Origin of the sequence: Methanococcus voltae (genome assembly GCF_024807655.1) — an archaeon.
In the GTDB taxonomy this organism is placed as follows: Archaea; AGJL01; Methanococci; order Methanococcales; family Methanococcaceae; genus Methanococcus; species Methanococcus voltae_D.
The window spans coordinates 192925-213291 of the sequence record NZ_JANUCR010000004.1 but is presented as its reverse complement, the minus strand read 5'-3'; the positions used below and the strand labels follow the sequence as shown (position 1 = coordinate 213291).

20 protein-coding genes are annotated in these 20367 nt (G+C 28.1%); 7 read left to right on the top strand and 13 right to left on the bottom strand.

Annotated elements, in window-relative coordinates; translation table 11 throughout:
* Positions 1–28 precede the first annotated feature (28 nt).
* Positions 29–1405: a phosphoglucosamine mutase gene (gene glmM / locus J3E06_RS06305; protein ID WP_013179780.1), complete on the bottom strand. Its 1377-nt coding sequence runs from the start codon at positions 1403–1405 to the stop codon at positions 29–31.
* 228 nt (positions 1406–1633) lie between these two features.
* On the opposite strand from glmM, the gene J3E06_RS06300 reads away from it, so the two are divergent.
* Positions 1634–2629 carry a hypothetical protein gene (locus tag J3E06_RS06300; protein ID WP_013179779.1) on the top strand — a complete coding sequence of 332 codons (996 nt, stop codon included), beginning with the start codon at positions 1634–1636 and terminating at the stop codon, positions 2627–2629.
* 54 nt (positions 2630–2683) lie between these two features.
* Here J3E06_RS06300 and J3E06_RS06295 read toward each other — a convergent pair whose 3' ends face one another.
* From J3E06_RS06295 to J3E06_RS06280, 4 genes are all read right to left on the bottom strand, one after another.
* Positions 2684–3769, bottom strand: coding sequence for a M42 family metallopeptidase (locus J3E06_RS06295; RefSeq protein ID WP_013179778.1), 1086 nt, complete (start codon positions 3767–3769; stop codon positions 2684–2686).
* A gap of 245 nt (positions 3770–4014) precedes the next feature.
* The gene (locus tag J3E06_RS06290; protein WP_013179777.1) at positions 4015–4773 is read right to left on the bottom strand and encodes a rhodanese-like domain-containing protein; all 759 of its coding nucleotides are present in this window, start codon (positions 4771–4773) and stop codon (positions 4015–4017) included.
* Positions 4774–4857: 84 nt separating this feature from the next.
* Entirely contained in the window at positions 4858–5517 is a 660-nt protein-coding gene (locus J3E06_RS06285; protein ID WP_013179776.1) for a selenouridine synthase SelU-like subunit, read from the bottom strand.
* Positions 5518–5826: 309 nt separating this feature from the next.
* Entirely contained in the window at positions 5827–6579 is a 753-nt protein-coding gene (locus tag J3E06_RS06280; RefSeq protein WP_013179775.1) for a HesA/MoeB/ThiF family protein, read from the bottom strand.
* A 115-nt stretch (positions 6580–6694) separates the two neighbouring features.
* Between J3E06_RS06280 and thpR the strand changes: the two genes are divergently transcribed.
* On the top strand, positions 6695–7285 hold the full coding sequence (gene thpR / locus J3E06_RS06275) for an RNA 2',3'-cyclic phosphodiesterase (protein WP_013179774.1): 591 nt from the start codon (positions 6695–6697) through the stop codon (positions 7283–7285).
* Between the two features lie 155 nt (positions 7286–7440).
* Here the strand turns inward: thpR and J3E06_RS06270 are convergent, their stop codons facing one another.
* From J3E06_RS06270 to J3E06_RS06260, 3 genes are all read right to left on the bottom strand, one after another.
* On the bottom strand, positions 7441–7863 hold the full coding sequence (locus J3E06_RS06270; protein WP_013179773.1) for a winged helix-turn-helix transcriptional regulator: 423 nt from the start codon (positions 7861–7863) through the stop codon (positions 7441–7443).
* 349 nt (positions 7864–8212) lie between these two features.
* Entirely contained in the window at positions 8213–8971 is a 759-nt protein-coding gene (locus J3E06_RS06265) for an ABC transporter ATP-binding protein (RefSeq protein ID WP_013179772.1), read from the bottom strand.
* Positions 8972–9107: 136 nt separating this feature from the next.
* Entirely contained in the window at positions 9108–9869 is a 762-nt protein-coding gene (locus J3E06_RS06260) for an ABC transporter permease (RefSeq protein WP_013179771.1), read from the bottom strand.
* Between the two features lie 441 nt (positions 9870–10310).
* On the opposite strand from J3E06_RS06260, the gene J3E06_RS06255 reads away from it, so the two are divergent.
* Positions 10311–11171: a PLAT/LH2 domain-containing protein gene (locus J3E06_RS06255; RefSeq protein WP_013179770.1), complete on the top strand. Its 861-nt coding sequence runs from the start codon at positions 10311–10313 to the stop codon at positions 11169–11171.
* Between the two features lie 58 nt (positions 11172–11229).
* Here the strand turns inward: J3E06_RS06255 and J3E06_RS06250 are convergent, their stop codons facing one another.
* The 3 genes from J3E06_RS06250 to J3E06_RS06240 all read right to left on the bottom strand — a co-directional run bounded on the left by J3E06_RS06250 (position 11230) and on the right by J3E06_RS06240 (position 13899).
* Entirely contained in the window at positions 11230–12180 is a 951-nt protein-coding gene (locus tag J3E06_RS06250) for a damage-control phosphatase ARMT1 family protein (RefSeq protein WP_048187065.1), read from the bottom strand.
* A 219-nt stretch (positions 12181–12399) separates the two neighbouring features.
* Complete coding sequence (rpiA, locus tag J3E06_RS06245; protein WP_013179768.1) at positions 12400–13107, bottom strand: ribose-5-phosphate isomerase RpiA; 708 nt, start codon at positions 13105–13107, stop codon at positions 12400–12402.
* Positions 13108–13440: 333 nt separating this feature from the next.
* Positions 13441–13899: an FKBP-type peptidyl-prolyl cis-trans isomerase gene (locus J3E06_RS06240; protein WP_013179767.1), complete on the bottom strand. Its 459-nt coding sequence runs from the start codon at positions 13897–13899 to the stop codon at positions 13441–13443.
* A gap of 734 nt (positions 13900–14633) precedes the next feature.
* Here J3E06_RS06240 and mch point away from each other — a divergent pair.
* Positions 14634–15608, top strand: coding sequence for a methenyltetrahydromethanopterin cyclohydrolase (gene mch, locus J3E06_RS06235; protein WP_013179766.1), 975 nt, complete (start codon positions 14634–14636; stop codon positions 15606–15608).
* A 130-nt stretch (positions 15609–15738) separates the two neighbouring features.
* On the opposite strand, the gene J3E06_RS06230 is transcribed toward mch, so the two are convergent.
* Positions 15739–15897, bottom strand: a complete 159-nt coding sequence (locus J3E06_RS06230) for a hypothetical protein (protein WP_013179765.1) — start codon at positions 15895–15897, stop codon at positions 15739–15741.
* Positions 15894–16472 (bottom strand): hypothetical protein, encoded by a 579-nt coding sequence (locus J3E06_RS06225; protein ID WP_013179764.1) that lies wholly within the window; start codon positions 16470–16472, stop codon positions 15894–15896. The genes J3E06_RS06230 and J3E06_RS06225 overlap by 4 nt, the downstream gene beginning before the upstream one ends.
* Before the next feature lie 297 nt (positions 16473–16769).
* On the opposite strand from J3E06_RS06225, the gene J3E06_RS06220 reads away from it, so the two are divergent.
* The 3 genes from J3E06_RS06220 to J3E06_RS06210 all read left to right on the top strand — a co-directional run bounded on the left by J3E06_RS06220 (position 16770) and on the right by J3E06_RS06210 (position 20361).
* The gene (locus J3E06_RS06220; protein WP_013179763.1) at positions 16770–18353 is read left to right on the top strand and encodes a Na+/H+ antiporter NhaC family protein; all 1584 of its coding nucleotides are present in this window, start codon (positions 16770–16772) and stop codon (positions 18351–18353) included.
* Between the two features lie 329 nt (positions 18354–18682).
* Positions 18683–19285: a winged helix-turn-helix domain-containing protein gene (locus tag J3E06_RS06215; protein ID WP_013179762.1), complete on the top strand. Its 603-nt coding sequence runs from the start codon at positions 18683–18685 to the stop codon at positions 19283–19285.
* 68 nt (positions 19286–19353) lie between these two features.
* Positions 19354–20361, top strand: a complete 1008-nt coding sequence (locus J3E06_RS06210; RefSeq protein ID WP_013179761.1) for a DMT family transporter — start codon at positions 19354–19356, stop codon at positions 20359–20361.
* Positions 20362–20367 lie beyond the last annotated feature (6 nt).

The window sequence follows — 20367 nt, the reverse complement described above, 5'->3', positions numbered from 1 at the left end:
TTTTATTATTTTTATTATTTTTATTATTTTAATTTAAAAAATTATCCAATAACTCTTTTGATTGATTAAATAACTCTTTTGCAACTTTTTCATCCTTTGCTTCTACCCTAATTCGAATGTAAGGCTCAGTGCCGGACGGTCTAATTAAAACCCAAGCATCTTTATCTTCGAGGTCAAACCTTGCACCGTCAAGGGTATTTGGTACACAGTTAAACAATTTTTCGCCTTCTTTTGCAACTTTTTGCATTACTTCGCTTTTTTTATCATCACTACAACTTATTTTTTCACGCATATTATCATAAGCGGGTATTTCATCCATTATGTCACATAATTTTTTATTAAAGTGCTCCATCATTTCCAAAAGTCTTAAACCGGACAATATCCCGTCAGGGGTCATATGTATTCCACTGTGTATCCAAGTACCGGAAGGTTCTCCCCCAAATTGAACATCTTCCCCGTTTTTAGCTAATTCTTTAATTTTATTCGATACAGCAACGTCTCCAACTTTTGTACGCATAATTTTTATAGATTTACCTTTTGAATTAGCGTTTACATATTCATCGAGTGCAATAGATGCATCAATTGTTGTAATTATGCTGTTTGTATCCGTTGTTTCTACAATAAATCGAGAATATGCGGTTAAAAGTTTATCAAAATCCGTTATACGTCCTTTTTCGTCAATTGCTATCATTCTGTCGGCATCACCGTCGTGTGCAATTGCGATATAATCTTTATTTGGAACCGAATTTAACCCTTTTATCATATCCATTGTTTCAATTAAGTTCTTTTCGTTTGGTTCGGGCATTCTACCAACAAAACGACCGTCAAAGTGTGAATTTATAGATATTACCTTACAACCCATTTCAGTAAATAAATATGGCGATAATTCGCAAGCTGCAGCGTTGCTACAGTCCACTAAAACGTTATGTTTGTAAGTTAATGGTTTCAAATTGTTTATTATAAATTTGCAATATTCAATTATTGAATATTTGTCTTCAACCACTTTGCCTATAGTACTCCAATTAGTTCGCTCATAATCCTTATTTTCAATTATGGACTCAATATGATGCTCTTGTTCTTCTAAAAATGCAGTACCATCTTTATTAAACAATTTTATACCGTTGTACTCGGGAGGGTTGTGGGAAGCTGTAATCATAATCCCCATTTCATAGTTTTTTGAAGCAAAACCAAGCACTGGTGTGGGTACAATACCTAATTTGCTTACAGTAGCCCCTCCATTTAAAAGACCGGTGATTATAGCACTTTCTATTAATTCGCCGGTTGTTCTTGAGTCCCTACCAATTACTACGTTCTTATAGTCTTTTGCGATTGCAAAACCTACATTATACGCTATTTCGGGGCTTAAATTTTTCATTCTGATTCCTGATGTTCCAAATAATTTCATAATATCCCATTTTTAAAGTTTTATTGCAAAATTTATTAAATCTTGTAAATTATTGTAATATATTGTAATATATTGTAATATATTGTAATATATTGTAATTATTACATTATTTTATATATTTGTATTTATTTAAATTATAATATAGAAAGATAAAATAATAAAATAATTAATTTTAAAAAATATAATATTTAAAAGTTTAAAAATTTTAAAAAGATTAAAGGTTAAAACATGTATAAAATTCTAAAAATGGTTGAAAACATGGAAGATAACGAATTAAAGGATTTTGTAGATGTACTATATCAATATTATATCAATAAAGAAATTAATTTATCTGATGGAAAACTCAAACAATACGGTATTTTTCGAGAAGTTGACGAACTCTTAATATATGATAAAAAAGGACCATTATATATAAGTTTACATAATTTTAATGAAATACCACTGTTTAGAACTGAAATAGAATCTATAGAATATATTAAATCTATGAAACTAACTCCAGAAACGCCATATGATGAATTAACGGAATTTGAAAAGGGGATGCTTACAGAAAATCTTATACAAAAGGCTAAAAACAAAGTACCCATAGGGTACAAAAAACTCATAGAAGATGTTTTAATGGGCAATGATTATTGGATAATCAATAAAAACGGTGAAAAAACACATTTGTGCAAATACGTCGCATATTTAAATGCTTTATGCAAAATAGGAAAATTAAACGAAGCAAAATACGCATTAAAAACTAAAAGTATGGAAAATCATATGGAAAACCTAAAAGATTATAGGATACTTTTAGCAAAATCCATATCAATTTTTGATAATTTAATCCCTAAAAACATCAAATATGCAAATATAGATTATAAATTTATGGGTAAAAGACGAAGACACGAAGAATATAGTATGCTTTGTCAATACGTCCACGTAAATAAGAATTTATCAGAAACGATAATGTCAAAATTGGGTTTAAACAATAATTCGCTCTTAAAAAAGTACTATCCTGTTTTAGTACATACTGCATATACTAATCCAGATATAAGTTATTTAATGCCTTTCTTTATATTTGATGGCTTTGAAAATGTTTCAGTTTATGCTAAAATACCTAAATTACTGAAATTAAAGTACAATATTGACTTTAAAGGTATGGATTTAACTGGAAACAATATTTATTTTGGCAATTGGTCTAAAAAACAATTAAAATCATATTTAAGACCGGGGGAAAGAGTTTAATTTGAAAAATATTAAAATAAAAATAATATTAAAATAAAATAAAATAAAAATAGATTAGAAATAGTTATGTACATTTTCTAAACATTTTATAATTAATTTAGTAGTATTTTCTAAATCTTCGATTTCAATAACTTCCACTGGTGTGTGTATGTATCTTGAAGGTACTGAAACTACTCCTGTAGGTATACCATCTCTTGTTAAGTGAATAGCGGTTGCATCAGTTGTTCCACCGTCTCCCACTTCATATTGAACTGGTATTTCAGTTTCAGTTTTTCCTTCCACTACTTTTTTGTTGATTTCTCTCATCATTTTTAAAACTTTACCACTAACGAGTATGCCCCTTCCGGCTGCATCTGCGATTGTAATAACTGGCCCTTTACCCATTTCGACAGGTGCATCCTCTAATTTAATTCCCGGATGGTCTCCACAGATTGTAACATCTAAAGCAAATGCTACATCAGGGTTTATTCCAAATGCGGATGTTTTAGCCCCTTTTAAACCAACTTCTTCCTGTACAGTTCCTACTGCATAAAACTGGCACTCGATTCCATCTTTTTCGTTTGATTCTGAAATCTGTTTCATAGCTTCCAAAAGAACGGCGCAACCTGCCCTATTATCGAATGATTTACAAGTGATTCTTTTATCTCCAAGCGTATCGAAATCAGTTCTAAATGACATAGGCGTACCTATTTCAACACCCATAGCCTCAGCTTCTTCTCTGTTTGAAGCTCCTACGTCGATAAACATTAAATCGGATTTTATTAATTTGTTTCTTTCGCTTTCATCCATTTTGTGAGGTGGTTTTGAACCTAAAACACCGATTATATCCCCTTTTGTAGTGTGAACAACTACTTTCTGGTTTAATAACATCTGGTCGTTTATTCCGCCGATTTTAACGAATTTTAAGAAACCTTTATCATCAATGTATTTTACCATAAGACCAATTTCGTCCATATGTGTTGCAATCATTATTTTAGGTCCTTTTGTACCTTTTTTTGCAATTAAATTTCCAAAATTATCTTCGTAAATTTCATCAGCGTATTTTTCTAATTCTTTTCTCATGTAATTTCTTACATTGTCTTCATTTCCTGAAATACCTTTTTCAGTTGCTAAATCTTTTAAGTAGTCTAATGTAGACACGTTTTCACCTTCATATGGCGGATTATTAATAATAGCTTTTGCTATTGTTTTATTTATATCTATTATTTTAGTGATAATTTATAAAGATATCTTTTTTAATTTGTGTTTCGCAATAAAATATACATAAACTAAAATTAAAAATAATAACTAAAAAATAAATAAAAATAATAACTAAAAATAATAAATAAAAAATAAAAAATAAATAAAAAATAAATAAAAAAATTAATTATATTAAATAATGTATATTACTTGAGTTTATATCCTTTAAACCCACCTATTAACCGTTTTGTTTTAAAACCCATTAATTTTAATAGCGTTGCTATTGTTTGGCTTCTCATACCGCCCCTTGCACAATAAACGATTATTTCCTTATCTTTATCGAGTTTTAAGAACTCATCCACTAATCTTGGAATACCTGTCTTCATATAATTGCCTGCAAGTTCGATAGCTCTTTCTTTACCTTCCTTTTTAAAAGCAATGCCTATATTTTTATGTTCATCATCCATAAAAAGCGGAATGTTTATGGAATGAGGTATCCTTTTCTCATTGTACTCATTTGGAGCTCTTGCGTCAATCAATATGTAATTTTCCTTGAAATTGTCATAACCATCAATTATGTCATTTTCGGTTTCAATATATTCCGATACTCCATTGTATGTGATGTCTAAATCAGATAAAATATAGCTTAATTCCTCATTTGTTATTAAAGAATCGTCTAATTCTCCACCGATTGATTTTAAGAAGGATTTTATATCTATAGGTTCAAAATAAATTAATTTATTTTCATCCTCTATTTTTTCAAAAGTATACAATTCTGGCTTTTTAACATTCCGATTTTTAATATCTTTCGAAGTTTTTAAAATAAATGAAGCTAATTCACCATTTAATTTACCTGCGAGTATTTTTTCCCCATCAGTTATCACTTTTGAACCATTATGTAATATTATTACCAATATCACATCTTTTTTAAAGGTTAATAACCTTGAAAGTATTTCTTCATCCATAAAATCACATTTTATTAGTTAATAATGCCATTCCTACCATTTTTAATTTTATTCTGGTTATTAATTTTTATTTAAAATTTAGAATTAGGGTTTTAGATTATTTTCTTTTAAAATTACGTTTATATAATCCACCACTTCGTTAATTGAATCTTTTGAATCAACGTTATTTATCTTTAAATTACAGTCAACTTTTTGAATATGCCTTAAATAATGGTCTGCATAAAGATGTTGTTCAATCATTTGCGAAGCTTTATAATATTCATCATTTATAATTAATTCTTCAATCTCTTTAAGAACGTCTACCAATTTATTTTTAAAAAAACTTTCCAATAGTTTAATTTTATTTATTAACATCTCTTTTTCTTGTTCGTTTTGAGGTTCATACCATTTTAAAAGTCTTTTCATCTGACAGTCATATGGGCAGTCAATCAAAATATTGTGTTTGTAGTTTTTTAAGTTTGAATATGGTTCGGGAATTTTAACCTTCTCCTGACCTCCAATATACCTACCTTCAAATTCTACGATACAATAGCCTTTTTTGAGTGCTTTATCGTGTTGTTCACTTAAAAATTTATCAAAAATTTCCTGATTGTTCTGTTTTAAATGGTATAAATCACCTAAAACACTTCCCTTAGTATTTGCGCAACCTTCTATATCTACTACAGAATAGTCTTTTTCTTTTAGTAAATCCAATATTTCGGTTTTTCCGCAACCCGTTTTTCCAAATAGTCCTATAATTATCATTTACGCACCTATGTAATCAATATACTTAATTTATGCTTAAAAAATCCTAATTTCTTAATTTAAGATTTTAACTTTTTGAATATGATGATTACATATGACGTCGTAGTATAAAAACCCTATTAAAAATCTAATACCTATCGGAAAAACTAATTAATTAATGGTATTTCAAAAGTACATTTAAATATAAGAATATAAAAATATATAAAATTATAGGACTATAAAATTATACGCTGTACAAATATTATAAAAATGAATATTCAAAAATAATATAAAATAATATAAAATAATGTAATTACTAATAATTTGATTTTATTGGTTTAATTTATCATTACATATACAATTTGGATTTTTCTTGACTTTAAACGTTAAAAATTCGTTATTTTTTAAATTAATAGATAATAATTTATTTTTCAGTGTTTCACCGTATTCTGTAATGTACTTTATAGCTTCCCCTACTTGTATGGAACCAACAACCCCCGCAGTAAAGCCTAAAACTGGTACTTTATCCTTATTTTCCTTTGTTTTAAAAATACATCTTAAACACGGGGTTTCGTTTGGCACTATTGTACTTACTTGTCCGTGTAAACCTTCAATTGCTCCGTGTATTAGTGGTTTATCATATTTTAAAGCCAAATCATTTAAAATATACCTTGCTTCAAAGTTATCGAGGCAATCAACTATCAAATCACTTTTTTTTATAAATTTTAAATCCGAATCAGGTTGATTTTTTTCTAATTTTTGATTAAAAATATTTATTTTTACATCGGAATTTAATTTTTCTAATTTTTCTTTTGCAGATTCTACCTTTAAATGTCCCAAATTAGTTTCATTATGGATTATTTGCCGATTAAGATTTGACAATTCAATATCCTGATAATCCAATATATTAATTTCGCCTATTCCTGCAGAAGTTAGATATTGCAAAACTATTGAACCTAAACCGCCAGCTCCGATTACTGATACCTTTGAATTTAGTAATTTGTCTTGCGAATCTTTTCCAAAACCTTCTAAATTAATCTGTCTTGCATATCTTTCATAACTATTTTGATTTATTAACCCCATAATTTCACCAAATTTTCCGAAGTTGTAAACTGATATTAAAATATTGCATTATTTATATATAAAGTCCCTACAATATATTTATGGATATTACGACTATATTAGGGCTTGTGATACTATGAGATGTTTTTTAGCGATTGAATTAGATAATGGGATAAATTTAAAAATTAACGAGTTTAAACGTGAATTAAATACTAAATTAAATAATGAAGATACTAAATATAATAAAAATACTAACAAAAACATAAAATTTGTAGAAGATGAAAATTTACATATTACTGTGAAATTTTTAGGTGAAATATCAGAAAAACAGCTTAAAGACTTAAAAAAATTGAAATTAAGTATTAATAAAGATATAATAGTTAGTGGATTAGGTGTTTTTCCCAATAAATACGAGCCTCGAGTTTTATGGGTTGGAATTTCGAATTTAGAAGACGAATTCAAAGAAATAGATAAAAAATTGTCAAAAATCGGTTTTAAAAGAGAATATGGTGCAAATTACACTAAAAAAATAATTGCACATCTAACTATTGCAAGAATTAAAAATGTGGATTATGAAACTAAGAAAAATATACTTGAAATTGTTAAAAATAATAAATCTTTCGAATTTGGAAAATGTAATATAAATAAAATTTCTTTAAAGAAGAGTATTTTAAAGCCAAACGGACCGATTTATGAAACAATTCACGAATATACGAATTTATCATAAAATAATAATAATAATAATAATAATAATAAAATAATAATTAAATATTAAAAATACTTATTTATTTTAGTATTATAATTAGTATCATTTTATTATTCTACTATGTAGGTCATCCATATTGTTGATTAAATTTAATAATTTAATTAGTAGTACTTGAATTATTTTAATTGTTCAAGGATGATTGCAGGACATATTTTTTTAATGCCTTTAATAGTGCCCAATTTATTAAATAAGATGTCAGAAAGTTCTTTACCGTCTTTTGCCCATATTTCAGTCATAATCATGTGGTCGCCAGTTGAAGTGAATACTTTTTTAATTTCTTCAAACTCGCATAAACTTTGTGCAACAGATAAAAAGTCTTCGGGGTTTGTATCAAAACCAGTTAAAGCAACTACACCATAGCCAAGTTTTGAGGTATTTATATTGGTTGTGTATCCCTTAATGACCCCTTCGTCTTCCATCTTTTTTACTCTTTTTCTAACAGAACTTTCGCTTGTTTTAAGCTTCTTTGCAATTTCAGTAAATGCCATCCTGCCATCATCCATAAGCATATTTAAAATATCCATATCTTTATTATCCAAATTATCACCCAAACCCGTTGGCATATAATTTTTTGATAAGATTGAAACAATTATACCCATATTAGACACGTGTTTAACAAGTTTATAAAATTAGTAATAACATTAGTAATATTTGTTAAACCCTTATTTCTAAAATTTTTAAATGTAGTATAGTATATTTTGATTATTAGCAATCAACTATTAATCAATTATATATTATTAATGTATACTATATATAGTTATTAATTTAATTATTTGTTAACTTATTAATTATAAATTATAATCTACCTTAAAAAATATAATTAATATTATTTTTCTTATTATTCGTATTATAAATTATTCTTATTATATATATTATTAATTTTATCAGTTATTTATATGATTTTAAGACTTCCTCTTTTAGACTATCGTATATTTTTTTCTTATAATCTAAAAACTCCGGGCTTATCCTACTTCGTGGTCTTTCGATGTTTATGTCGATGATTTCTTTAATTTTACCCGGTCTTGCGCTCATAATAACCACTTTGTCAGATAAATATATCGCTTCATCCACGCTATGTGTGATAAATAAGATTGTTTTTTTATCTGTTTCCCATATTTTCAACAAGTGATTTTGAAGCATAGACCTTGTTTGTGCATCTAAAGCACCAAAAGGTTCATCCATAAGTACAATTTTAGGGTCATTTGCAAGAGTTCTTGCAATTGCAACTCTTTGTTGCATTCCCCCACTCAATTCATAAGGGTAAGAATTTTCGAATTCTTCTAAACCAATCATTTTTATGTATTTTCTTGCAATAGACAATCTTTCTTCTTTTGGGATATTTTTAACTTCGAGACCAAATGTGATATTTTGAAGCACAGTTCTCCACGGCATAAGCGTGTACTGCTGAAATACCATTCCTCTTTCTGCATTTGTACCGTCTACTTTTTTACCATCGAATATTATTTCTCCACCCGTGATGGTTTCAAGACCTGCGACCATTCTTAAAAGTGTTGATTTTCCGCAACCACTCGGGCCTACGATTGATATAAATTCACTCTTACCAATTTCCAATGAAACGTTATCTACTGCAAGTACTTCATTTTTACCAGTATATTTCTTTATAATGTTTTTTATCTGCAAAGTCATGAAGTACACCTATTTATTTTGATTTACGTTATTTTTTATTATATTATTATTTTTTATTAAATTAGTATTTTATTATTATTATTATTATTATTATTATTACTATTATTACTATTATTACTATTATTATTTTATTAAATTATTTAACCATAGATTTCCATTTAAATTTCTTATCTTGAATATATCGTAATCCCCTATCTAAAACTATGCCAATTAGCCCAATTACAATCATAGCTGCTACAATAATGTCCATCCTACTCAAAGAATAAGCATACATAATTAAATAGCCCAGTCCTGAATCACTCCCAGGCAACATTTCCGCTGCAACAACACACATCCACGCAATGCCTGCCCCGACTCTCAAACCGGTTAATATACTCGGAGAAGCTGCGGGTATGATTACTTTCCTTAAAACGTTAATTCCAGTACATCCCAAAGTTTTTGAAGCCTCTACCAAAATATTTGGGACTTCTTTAACACCTGCTACAGTATTTATCAATATCGGGAAAAATGCACCTATAAAAATGATAAAAATTATTGAAGTACTACCCACACCAAACCAAGCCAAAGTAAGGGGAACCCAGGCAAGTGGGGGAATAGGTCTTAAAAGCTCCATAAAAGTATCAAATATATCATTTACGGGCTTATAATACCCCATCATAATACCTAAAGGAACTGCTACTGCAAAAGCCACCAAAAACCCTGTTAAAACTCTTGTAATACTAATAATCGAATTATCTATAATTGTACCAGTACCCAATAAAGTCATTGTAGGGTTTAACAATACTGCCACTATTGCCTCTAAACGAGGTATTACCGTTGGTTTACCCAAGTATATAGCAAAAACTTCCCAAGCAATTACTACTAATGCAGGCAATAACATACCTTTCAAATTTTTCACGAATGACACCTGTTCATTATTAAAATTAAATTAAAAAGAATTAAACACGTTATTATAATATAAACTATGTTTAATTGAATTAAAACTAAGTTTAAATGTATTTTAAATAATATAATATGGAATATAGTATATAAAGATTAAACATTACGGGAAAATTTTTAACATAAGTATAGATTATACGAAAACTAAATTTAATAACAGATATTATAAGAAATATGTAATTAACATTAACATAATATGAGCTAATTTTTAGAATAAAAATACAATTTGAATACAAAATAATAATTTGATTGTAAGCATATATTTGAATATATAATATAATGAATATATACTTAAACAATTAATTTTAAAATAATAAATATGGTTTTAAAACCATAACCCAAATAGAAAAATGGGTAAATTATCTATAAAAATGGTATAAAAAACATTTGGGGGGCTAAAATGGGAGTAAAATATCAAATAAGTATAAAAACAGAAGATAGGCGATACGCTGGTACGGATTCTAATGTATTTTTAAAAATGTATGGTGAAAGGGGGATTAGTGAAACATACAGATTAAATAAATACATTAAAGGTAATGCTTTTAAAAGAAACGCTACAGACACTTTGGAATTAGACGTTGGGCAAGATATTGGAGATATTTATAAAATAAATATATCTACAGATGGTAGATTTGCAGGTTCTGGATGGATGCCCGATTATATTACAATCAGCAATGATGGTTCAGAAAGAATGGAGTCAAAATTCTTTATTAATCAGTGGCTTGATGGAAATGAAGTTGAAAGAAACGCTGTAAATTACAATAGCGCTTCAGTTGACCCTATTGAACAGAATTCCATATCTGTTGCAGGTGAAACTAAAATATTCGACAATAGACAAGGTAATGAGTCAATAGATTATAACTTTAGGTTTTTAAGTAAATTTACATCAGAAATGGACTTTTTAGAAAAAACTGCTTCGACAATATCGACAGGCACTGAAATAAAAGGTTCATTTTTAGATTACTTTGAAATGTGTGTAAAATTGGAAGCTACAGGTGCCGTTGAGAACCAGATTGAGAAAAAAATCGGTACTGAGGAGTTAATTGAGGAAAGCGTGGCTATGACAATACCTGCAAAAGAAATGATTGAATTGACGCCCTATTGGATAACCAATTATTATAAGGATATGGTTAGTATGGGGGACAGCTCTATTGAATTACTTGTCCCATATCAAAAAGAATTTGGTGGGTATAAACTAACAAGAATAGATGCTGAAAATAACCAAAACGTTATGGTTTCAAACAGTAAAAAACTAATATAAAATAAAAATATAAAATAAAAATATAATTTTAAATTATTTCTTTTTTTAAGTTATTTATTTAAAAGTTATAATATATAGTACTCTTCAAAAACGCATTTGCACCAACATAACTGTTGTTATATTCTGCAATAGGCTCACATTTAACTTTAAATATATAATATATGGGCTTTGAACTACTATTTTCATCTTTAGTCAATTCATACTCTGTTAAACTTTCATAGTTACCCATACCTTTTGAAATAACTATGTCTGCACTTTTAAATTCCTGTCTAAATTCTTCTGAAGATTCTTCGAATCTCGTACCTATTACATCAGTACCACTCGTAATAACCTTTGTAATGTCCGTAATTCCTGCTTCGATAGCATCTTCCATTGTCGCATCATTTAATATTGGTTTTCCCTTAACTGATACGATAACTTCTGCATAATTCATTAATTCTTCAATAAATGGTTTATCGAATACAATTTCGCCCGCATTATCACATATATAGATTATTTTAAGTTTTTCACCGTTATTTTTTGCTTTTGCTTTTGCCTTTTCTTTTAATTTACCCTTTAAATCATTTAATAAATCCTTTGAATAATCAATGTCCAAAATTCCTTCGAGTGTTTGCTCAACTTTTTGCTCCATATTATCTTTTGTACCATAAGGTCCAAAATCGATTACATTTCCAGCTATTGCCAATTTTGCTTTACTCTGTAATCTTTTTAAGTCGTCTCCTTCGTTTACTTCATCAATTATAGTTTTTGTAAGGTACTGTTTTGCATATTTATTTGCATTCATCTTTAATTGCTTATAGGGGTCGTCAGAATTGCTAATTTCTTTAATATGCCTATGCACGTGAGTACCCATCCACGCCGGAACAGCTTGAGAGCCGTAAACGTCTGTTATTTTTTGCATAGTTGATTTTATTAATTCGAATTTTTTTTCGTCATCGTCAGTTATTTCGTTTATTGCGTCCACTATTTGTCTACTTATACATATGGAACAGGATGGTTTTATTTTCAAAGTATCACCGTTGATATACTGCATAAAATAAGTTTAATAAATTAATTTTGATTAAGCCACATTTGTGAAATAATAAATTAAATAATAAAATGTAATAATCATATAAGTGATTTATCCTAAAATAATATTTGAATATTGGAATTTGAAATAATATAATCTATATTTAAAAAAAATGATTTAATAAATAAAGTAATTATTGGTTTTTTAAATTATTTTAAATTATTTTTTTAAAACCTTTACTTTTTTAGAGTCATTACCTACGAGTACCTTATCACATTTTGAGAAAATACCGTTTTCTACAACTCCTACGATGTTATTTAATTCTTTTTCCTTTACATCAGCTTCATCTATTTTAGTGAATACATCAATTATCATATTTCCATTATCTGTAATAACTGGACCCATTTTACCGCCTGAAACTCTAATGGATGGTGCTGTATTCATTTCTAATAATGTGTTTAAAACTGTTGAATATGCAAATGGCAATACTTCTAAAGGTACCGGTGTATTTTCCCCTAATGAAGCTACAACTTTGCTCTCATCAACTAACACTACAAACTCTTTAGCAGAGTAGTCGATAACTTTTTCCATTGTATGGCAACCACCACCACCTTTAATAAGTGATAAACTTCCTTCTTCTACTTCATCAGCACCATCAACTGCAAGGTCGATTTGTCCAGCTTGGTCGAGTGAAACTAAAGGTATACCACATTGACTTGCTAACATTTTAGCATCAAAAGATGTAGGTACTCCGTAAATATATAATTCCTCATCTACGATTCTTTTACCCAATTCTTTGATAAACATGTTTGCGGTTGAACCTGAACCTAAACCGATTACCATTTCATCTTTTACTAATTTAGATGCTTCTTGTGCTACTTTTAATTTTAAATCATCTTGTGTTTCTGCGGATTTTTTCTTAGCCATTTTTTCACCATAATATGCAATAAATTTTACTTTTAAATTTACTTATAAGTTTAATTTTAAGTTTAATTTTAAGTTTAATTTTAAGTTTCAATTATAATTATTATAAATGTACTAATTGTTATAATAAACAATTATTGAATTAAATCATTTTGGTAGCATATAACAATTTCATAAAACTTTTAAAAACAAGATTATCTTTAATTTTGAATATATTACTTATTTAATTAGTCTTTATTTATTTACCTATTTTAATAGTTATTTTAATAGTTATTTTAATAGTTATTTCTTTAAAATACAATTAAAATTAATTAATGATAAATAATTAATCATTAATTATAATTCTTCTAATAATTTTATTGTAAATACTAATGTTTCTCCTGCTAATTCAGGGTTAAAGTCAATTACAACTTCTTCCTCTGTAACTTCTGCAATAATTGCTGGCGGGTACATTTCTCCTAACATAATACACATTCCTTCTTCGGGTTCAAATTCTGCATTTTCGAATAAGTTTCTTGGGATTTTTTCAACTAATTCATCGTTTCTTTGACCGTATGCTTTTTCAGGTGGTAATGTAACTGTGATTTCCTCACCTACTGCAAGGTCTAAAACAGCCTCTTCAAAGCCTTGAATCATTTGTCCTTCGCCAACTACAAACTCTAAAGGTTCGTAAGGTCTGTTTTCATCGTATAAACCTTCTTCTTTAGCTACTGCTTCAATAGATGTGTCGAATATACCGCCATCTTCAAATCTGCCTATGTAATCTACTTTTATTTTACTTCCTTTTGAAACCATTGTATCACTTGAATTTTTTGATTTAAGTTTAAGTTTAAGTTTAAGTTTACTTATAAGTTTAACTATTTACTCATTTCAGTTGAAATTAGTATTTAAATTTGTATGTTATTAATTAGCGATTATAGTGTAAAATTACAAAATCATAATAATTACAAATCATAATTATAATATCTACAATATTATGATACTCATATGAAAGTATCTTGATTCAATATATTTAACATTATTTAAAATAAGTTCAATATAATAAACTCATGTACACTAATTATTTTTATACCTATTGATATATATGTCGAATTAATCGAATTATATACATATATCCGCATCATTATATTATATATATTTTATTATTTAATAAATTTTATAAAAGCCTTGACATAAAAGAATTAATTATAAGATGCTAAAGGAATTATTTAATGGTTCAATTATCATTAATCATCATTTTATAAAGTTGTAGATTAATATAATATTAGCATATGTTAACGTTTCATTAATAATTGTTTTATATCGCAAAGTTTTTAAAATAATTTTTTTTAAATCAAATCAAAACATATAAAAATTAAAAGAGATTAAACTTTAAAAGAGTAATCTTTACAGAGGTAATGTTTAAAGATTATTTTTCACAGGAATTTTATTATCCTCATATATTTGCATAGCATATATTGTACATAGTACATATTATACATAACCACATTAACCTAACCCATATCGATATTAACCACAAAGGTGAAAAAATGATTAGTGTAAACAAAGCATCATTACCTATCGTTGAAAAAATGATGGAAAATGCTGAAGAAATGAAAATTGACGTTTTAAAATTAGAAAACGGTGCTACAGTTTTAGATTGTGGTGTTAACGTTGACGGTAGCTTTGAAGCTGGTAAATTATTCACAAAAATTTGCTTAGGCGGTATTGCTCACGTTGGTGTAAGCATTACAGGAACTTTAGATAATGGTATTGTATTACCTTGCGTAAAAGTTAAAACTTCACAACCTGCAATCGCTACATTAGGCGCACAAAAAGCTGGATGGAGTATTAAAGTTGGCAAATTCTTTGCTATGGGTTCAGGACCTGCAAGAGCTTTAGCAAAAATGCCTAAAGCTACATACGAAGAAATTGACTATGAAGATGACGCAGATATTGCTATTTTATGTTTAGAAGCTTCAACATTACCAAATGAAGAAGTAGCTGAGTTTGTTGCTGAAAAATGTGGCGTAGCTGTTGATAAAGTTTACTTATTAGTAGCTCCTACCTCATCAATAGTTGGTGCTATCCAAATCAGCGGTAGAGTTGTAGAAAACGGTACATACAAAATGTTAGAAGCATTACACTTTGACGTGAGAAAAGTTAAATTTGCAGCAGGTATTGCACCAGTAGCTCCTATTGTAGGGGACGATATGAAAATGATGGGTGCTACAAACGATATGGTTTTATACGGCGGTAGAACCTACTACTACATTGAAAGCGATGAAAATGACGATGTAGAAGCTTTATGTAAAGCATTACCTTCCTGTTCAGCTGAAACATACGGAAAACCATTCTTAGAAGTATTTAAAGAAGCAGAATACGACTTCTACAAAATCGACAAAGGAATGTTTGCTCCAGCTGTTGTAACAATTAACGATATGAGAACCGGCAAATTAGTAAGTGCAGGTAAAATGAACGAAGAAGTTGTTAAAAAATCATTAAAATACGTAGAATTAGAATAATTAATAATGTATAATAAAATAACATAATAGTATTAATAATATAAAATAATATTAATAATATAAAATAAACTTTTTTTCTTTTTTAAATATTGTTAATTAACTATTGTTAAAAATAAAATTTATATTCAAATTAATATGAAACATTGATGTAGTGTAATACCCGAACATGTTTATCTTTTTTAGATTTTTGTTCTTTTTTGGCACCATTAACTTTTGAATCTTCGATTCTTAAAACTTCATTTGCAGGTCCTTTTTTTATAATTACTTTTAAGGATTTTTTTGAGTTCATAACTCATCACCCCTACGATCCATAATTTTTAAGAGTATTTTAAGCATACCCCATATTAGTATTAATATTAAAACTATTGTTATATAATTACTATATATTGCATTATATATATAATTTCCACATAATGTATCTATAACTAAAGCCAAAATCAAAAATATAACCACATATTCTAAGCGTATTAATTTATTTAATTTTCGATTTGATGTAATCATTTTTGATTCCAAAAAATCATAGTACTCGATGACTACTAAATAATAATCTTCTATACTTTCAGAATCTTCAAAAATAGGTTTATTTTCCCCTCCAAAAATTGCCAATGGTTTTCCATGATTAAATATTTCATATAAAACCATTAAAGCCGAAAGAATCAGTGCCAAACTAATTGAAGTGCAAATCGGGTTAATGGATTTAAAACAATTTTGAAATACTCCCAATAATGTCGCAAATATGACATATATTGTCAATATATTAGTTGTATGATTTTTAAGATGGTTATGTTCATCCAATTGTATATAATAAGATTTCTCCAAATCTTCAGAATATTTTTTTAAAAGCTTAATACGTTCATCCTTCATATTTTCACATATGTATGTATAAATTACCTTTTTAACAATTAATTTAATAGCTTATTAATATATTATTCCACCATATTTATATTTTATTAATTTCTTTTCTTTTTTAACCACGTGTTTCAAATCAAAACATATAAAAACAAATTACAATAAATTTATTTTGTGTGTTAATTTAAATATATTAAACATATATACCTGTGAATTAAAATTCCAAATCATATTAATCTACATATACCAATTAAAAAGTTTTATATAGTTGGTATTCAAACGTTTTCAAAATTACTTATTTGGAGGTAAACAATGGAATTTGGATTATTATCATTAGTTCCGCCTATTGTGGCAATTGGGTTGGCACTATTAACTAAAAGAGTATACGCATCGTTATTTTTGGGTATCGTAGCTGGTTCATTAATATTTAATATGAACAATTTGGGCAATGTACCTATGCATTTAATCGATAGCTTTTTAGGAAGTCTTGAAATTACATCAATTACAGGTATTTCGTCATTCACAGAAGTCGGTAATTTATGGAATTTGTTAATTTTGTTATTTTTATTTATGTTAGGTTCTTTAATAGCTTTGATTACCCGAGCAGGCGGAGCTCTTGCTTATGGAAACTGGGCTACTCAAAAAATCAAATCAAAAGAAGGAGCTTGTGTTTCCACATCAATATTAGGTTTATTATTGTTCATCGACGATTACTTCAACTGTTTAACCGTTGGTACGGTAATGAAACCAATAACTGATAAATTTAGCATTTCAAGGGCTAAATTAGCTTATATTATAGATTCAACTGCAGCACCTGTATGTATCCTTATGCCTGTTTCAAGCTGGTTTGCTGCTGTTTTGGGTAATTTAAAAGATTCTGGTGTTGGTAGTGGTGCTTTAGCCAATATGACACCTTCAGATGTATTTATGTCTGCGATTGCTTTTAACACATACGCATTAGTTGCTTTATTTATGGTTATAGTAGTTATTTCGAAATTAAAATGGGATTTTGGACCTATGAAAGACCACGAAAAAGTTGCAGAGGAAACTGGAGACTTATTCCACGGTAATGAAGATATAGCTTCAGCAGAATCAGAAATCGAACCATTAGGAAACGGAAAAGTAAGCTATTTAATTATTCCAATATTAGTATTAATTATTTCAATTGTAGCAGCTATGCTTATATCCGGTGGATTATTAACCGGTGCAAGTTTATTTGATGCAATTACCGGTATTGATGCTTCTTGGGGTTTATTCTGGGGTGGATTAGTATCTTTAGTATTTACAACAATCTACTTCATAATTACAAAAGCGGTACCTGTTGCAGAAACTGGTAAATTATGGTTAAAAGGTTCAAAATTAATGTTGCCTGCTGTATGTATCTTAATTTTAGCTTGGACATTGGGTTCAATCATTAAAGGCGATTTAAACACTGGTGCATTCCTTGCTTCAGTAATTCAAGGTTCAATACCTATAGAAATAATTCCTGCATTATTATTCGCAATCTCTGGATTTATGGCATTTGCTACAGGTACATCTTGGGGTACTTTTGGTATAGTACTACCTATTGCTGTGCCTATTGCAGTAAGCTTGGGCAATTTAGACTTAGTTGTTCCATTTGTGGCTGCTACGTTAGGTGGTGCGATATACGGGGACCATTCCTCACCTATTTCAGATACAACAATTATGAGCTCTGCAGGTGCGGGTACAAACCACGTTGACCACGTTAACACACAGTTGCCATACACAACATTAATCGGTGCTTGTGCATTTATTGGCTACTTGTTAGTTGGATACACGATAAATATGGGATACTGGGTTTCAGCACTCATAAATTTAGGATTTGTAGGTTTAGCAGTGTTAGGACTCTCATACATACTCCATAAAAAATTCTAATTAATTCTAATTAATTCTAATTAATTCTAATTAATTAAAAATATAAATTCTATTTTCTTTTTTTATTTTATTTTATTTTATTTTTTTATTATTATTACTTATAAATTATAGTTAATACACTAATTAATCAAAAAATGTTTTTGTTGAACCTTATTAAATATATATTAATCGTTATTAAAATAGTTAGTAAGTAATATATAGCACGATATTTAATATATTATAATTATTAAATTAATCGAGATACTATTATACTGTAATAAAATGGTAAATACCGTAATTAAATAATATTAGGATGGTAAATAAGGATGTGTGTATAGATTGGTGGAATTGTGCAAGATAATGATGAATATTTGTCCGAATTAAAATCCATAAAGGAAGAATTAAAAGCACTTAGGGTATGTTTAATTGAATATATAAACAGTAATATTAAAAATTCTAATTCAAAAGAAGAACGAAGTAGTTTTGATAAGTTTAGTGAAAATAGGGGCAGTGATAGCAATTTTATGGATTATACTAATTACGAAAATTATGATTTAGAAAATCATTCTTTGGAATTTGAATCGAGTACGTCAAATGAATTCCCTACTCCCGGCGAAAATAGTGAAAATGAATTAAACCATACAAATCACAATCAAAATACAAAATACAAAGAAGTATCTGAAATGGAATTAATGGATGTTCTTTTTGAACCACTTTCCAATAAACGAAGATTATTGATTTTAAAAGCACTTTTAATGTCTAACCGAACATATTCTGAATTATCCATAATTACAGGAATACGGGGGGGCAACTTATTGTTTCATTTACGAAAACTTCAAAATTCCAAGTTAGTATCTCAAAATAGGGAACGAAAAGACTATTATTTAACACATAAAGGAAAGACAATTTTAAATTTGATATATCAAGTATACTATATAATTAGTGAAAAATGAAATAAACTTAAAGAATTCTGGAATAATTTTTTAATGTTATAATTATCAAAATTTAAAGTGGTGTTATAATGATTAACTTAAAAAACATCGTTAAAAAAGACGTTAATAAAGCATATATTGCTGCCACATTAAACGCCACATTAATCGGTTTAACATTTTTATTTACAAAATACGCATTGGTTTATATAGAACCTTTCGAAGTTTTATCGCTTAAATTCGTTATAGCGTATATATTTTTAGCTATTGTGATAAATTTGGGTGTTAAAAAGGTTAATTTTAAAAAATTATATGAATTTAGAAAAGAAATGTTAATTTTGGGGATATTTCAACCAGTCTTATTTTTTGGTTTTCAGGTTTTTGGGCTCAATTATTTACCCATTGCACAAGTCGGGATATTATATTCAATAGCGCCAGTAGTTACGGCCATATTTGGAGTATTATTTTTAAAAGAAACCATAAATTTAAAACAAACAATTTTTATGATAATTTCAATTATCGGAATAATTTATATATACGTTATGCGTAGTATTGGCGGTTATTTTGACCCTGCAAACGAAACAAGTATTATGGGAGTCTTATTTATCGTAATTTCAATACTTGCCACTTCTATGTACGCCGTATCGAGTAGAAAGCTTTCTAAGAACCTTGACCCGATTACAATTACTTACGGTATGATGTTAATCGGTGCATTTGTATTTACACTATTAAACATCGGGATTTCTGCATTTTATGGCGTTCCAAATATATTTGTTAAATTATATACTGTAGGGTCAGATTTATTAAATATTAATTTCATATCGTCCATACTTTACTTAGGGATTGTAGTATCTGTTATTACATCATTTTTGGTTAATTACAGCTTAAGTAAAATAAAAGCTGCAGAATATTCCATTATTTCTAAACTATCGGTTGTAGTATCAATATTGTCCGCAATCATATTTATGAACGAGACTGTTGCGTCCTATCAAATCATAGGCGTTTCTGCAATCATATTTGGGGTAATTGGAGCTAATTATTATAGCGATAACCATATTAAAAGTAAAAATGCAAATGATGATAATGGTAAAATAAAATAGTAAAAT

Excerpts from the sequence above, each read along its gene's own strand:
- J3E06_RS06300 (WP_013179779.1), top strand. The coding sequence starts at position 1,634 with ATGTATAAAATTCTAAAAATGGTTGAAAACATGGAAGATAACGAATTA.
- J3E06_RS06265 (WP_013179772.1), bottom strand. The coding sequence starts at position 8,971 with ATGACTTTGCAGATAAAAAACATTATAAAGAAATATACTGGTAAAAAT.
- J3E06_RS06280 (WP_013179775.1), bottom strand. The coding sequence starts at position 6,579 with ATGGGGTTAATAAATCAAAATAGTTATGAAAGATATGCAAGACAGATT.
- J3E06_RS06240 (WP_013179767.1), bottom strand. The coding sequence starts at position 13,899 with ATGGTTTCAAAAGGAAGTAAAATAAAAGTAGATTACATAGGCAGATTT.
- J3E06_RS06285 (WP_013179776.1), bottom strand. The coding sequence starts at position 5,517 with ATGATAATTATAGGACTATTTGGAAAAACGGGTTGCGGAAAAACCGAA.
- J3E06_RS06255 (WP_013179770.1), top strand. The coding sequence starts at position 10,311 with ATGGGAGTAAAATATCAAATAAGTATAAAAACAGAAGATAGGCGATAC.
- thpR (WP_013179774.1), top strand. The coding sequence starts at position 6,695 with ATGAGATGTTTTTTAGCGATTGAATTAGATAATGGGATAAATTTAAAA.
- J3E06_RS06225 (WP_013179764.1), bottom strand. The coding sequence starts at position 16,472 with ATGAAGGATGAACGTATTAAGCTTTTAAAAAAATATTCTGAAGATTTG.
- glmM (WP_013179780.1), bottom strand. The coding sequence starts at position 1,405 with ATGAAATTATTTGGAACATCAGGAATCAGAATGAAAAATTTAAGCCCC.
- rpiA (WP_013179768.1), bottom strand. The coding sequence starts at position 13,107 with ATGGCTAAGAAAAAATCCGCAGAAACACAAGATGATTTAAAATTAAAA.
- J3E06_RS06290 (WP_013179777.1), bottom strand. The coding sequence starts at position 4,773 with ATGGATGAAGAAATACTTTCAAGGTTATTAACCTTTAAAAAAGATGTG.
- J3E06_RS06210 (WP_013179761.1), top strand. The coding sequence starts at position 19,354 with ATGATTAACTTAAAAAACATCGTTAAAAAAGACGTTAATAAAGCATAT.
- J3E06_RS06220 (WP_013179763.1), top strand. The coding sequence starts at position 16,770 with ATGGAATTTGGATTATTATCATTAGTTCCGCCTATTGTGGCAATTGGG.
- J3E06_RS06230 (WP_013179765.1), bottom strand. The coding sequence starts at position 15,897 with ATGAACTCAAAAAAATCCTTAAAAGTAATTATAAAAAAAGGACCTGCA.
- mch (WP_013179766.1), top strand. The coding sequence starts at position 14,634 with ATGATTAGTGTAAACAAAGCATCATTACCTATCGTTGAAAAAATGATG.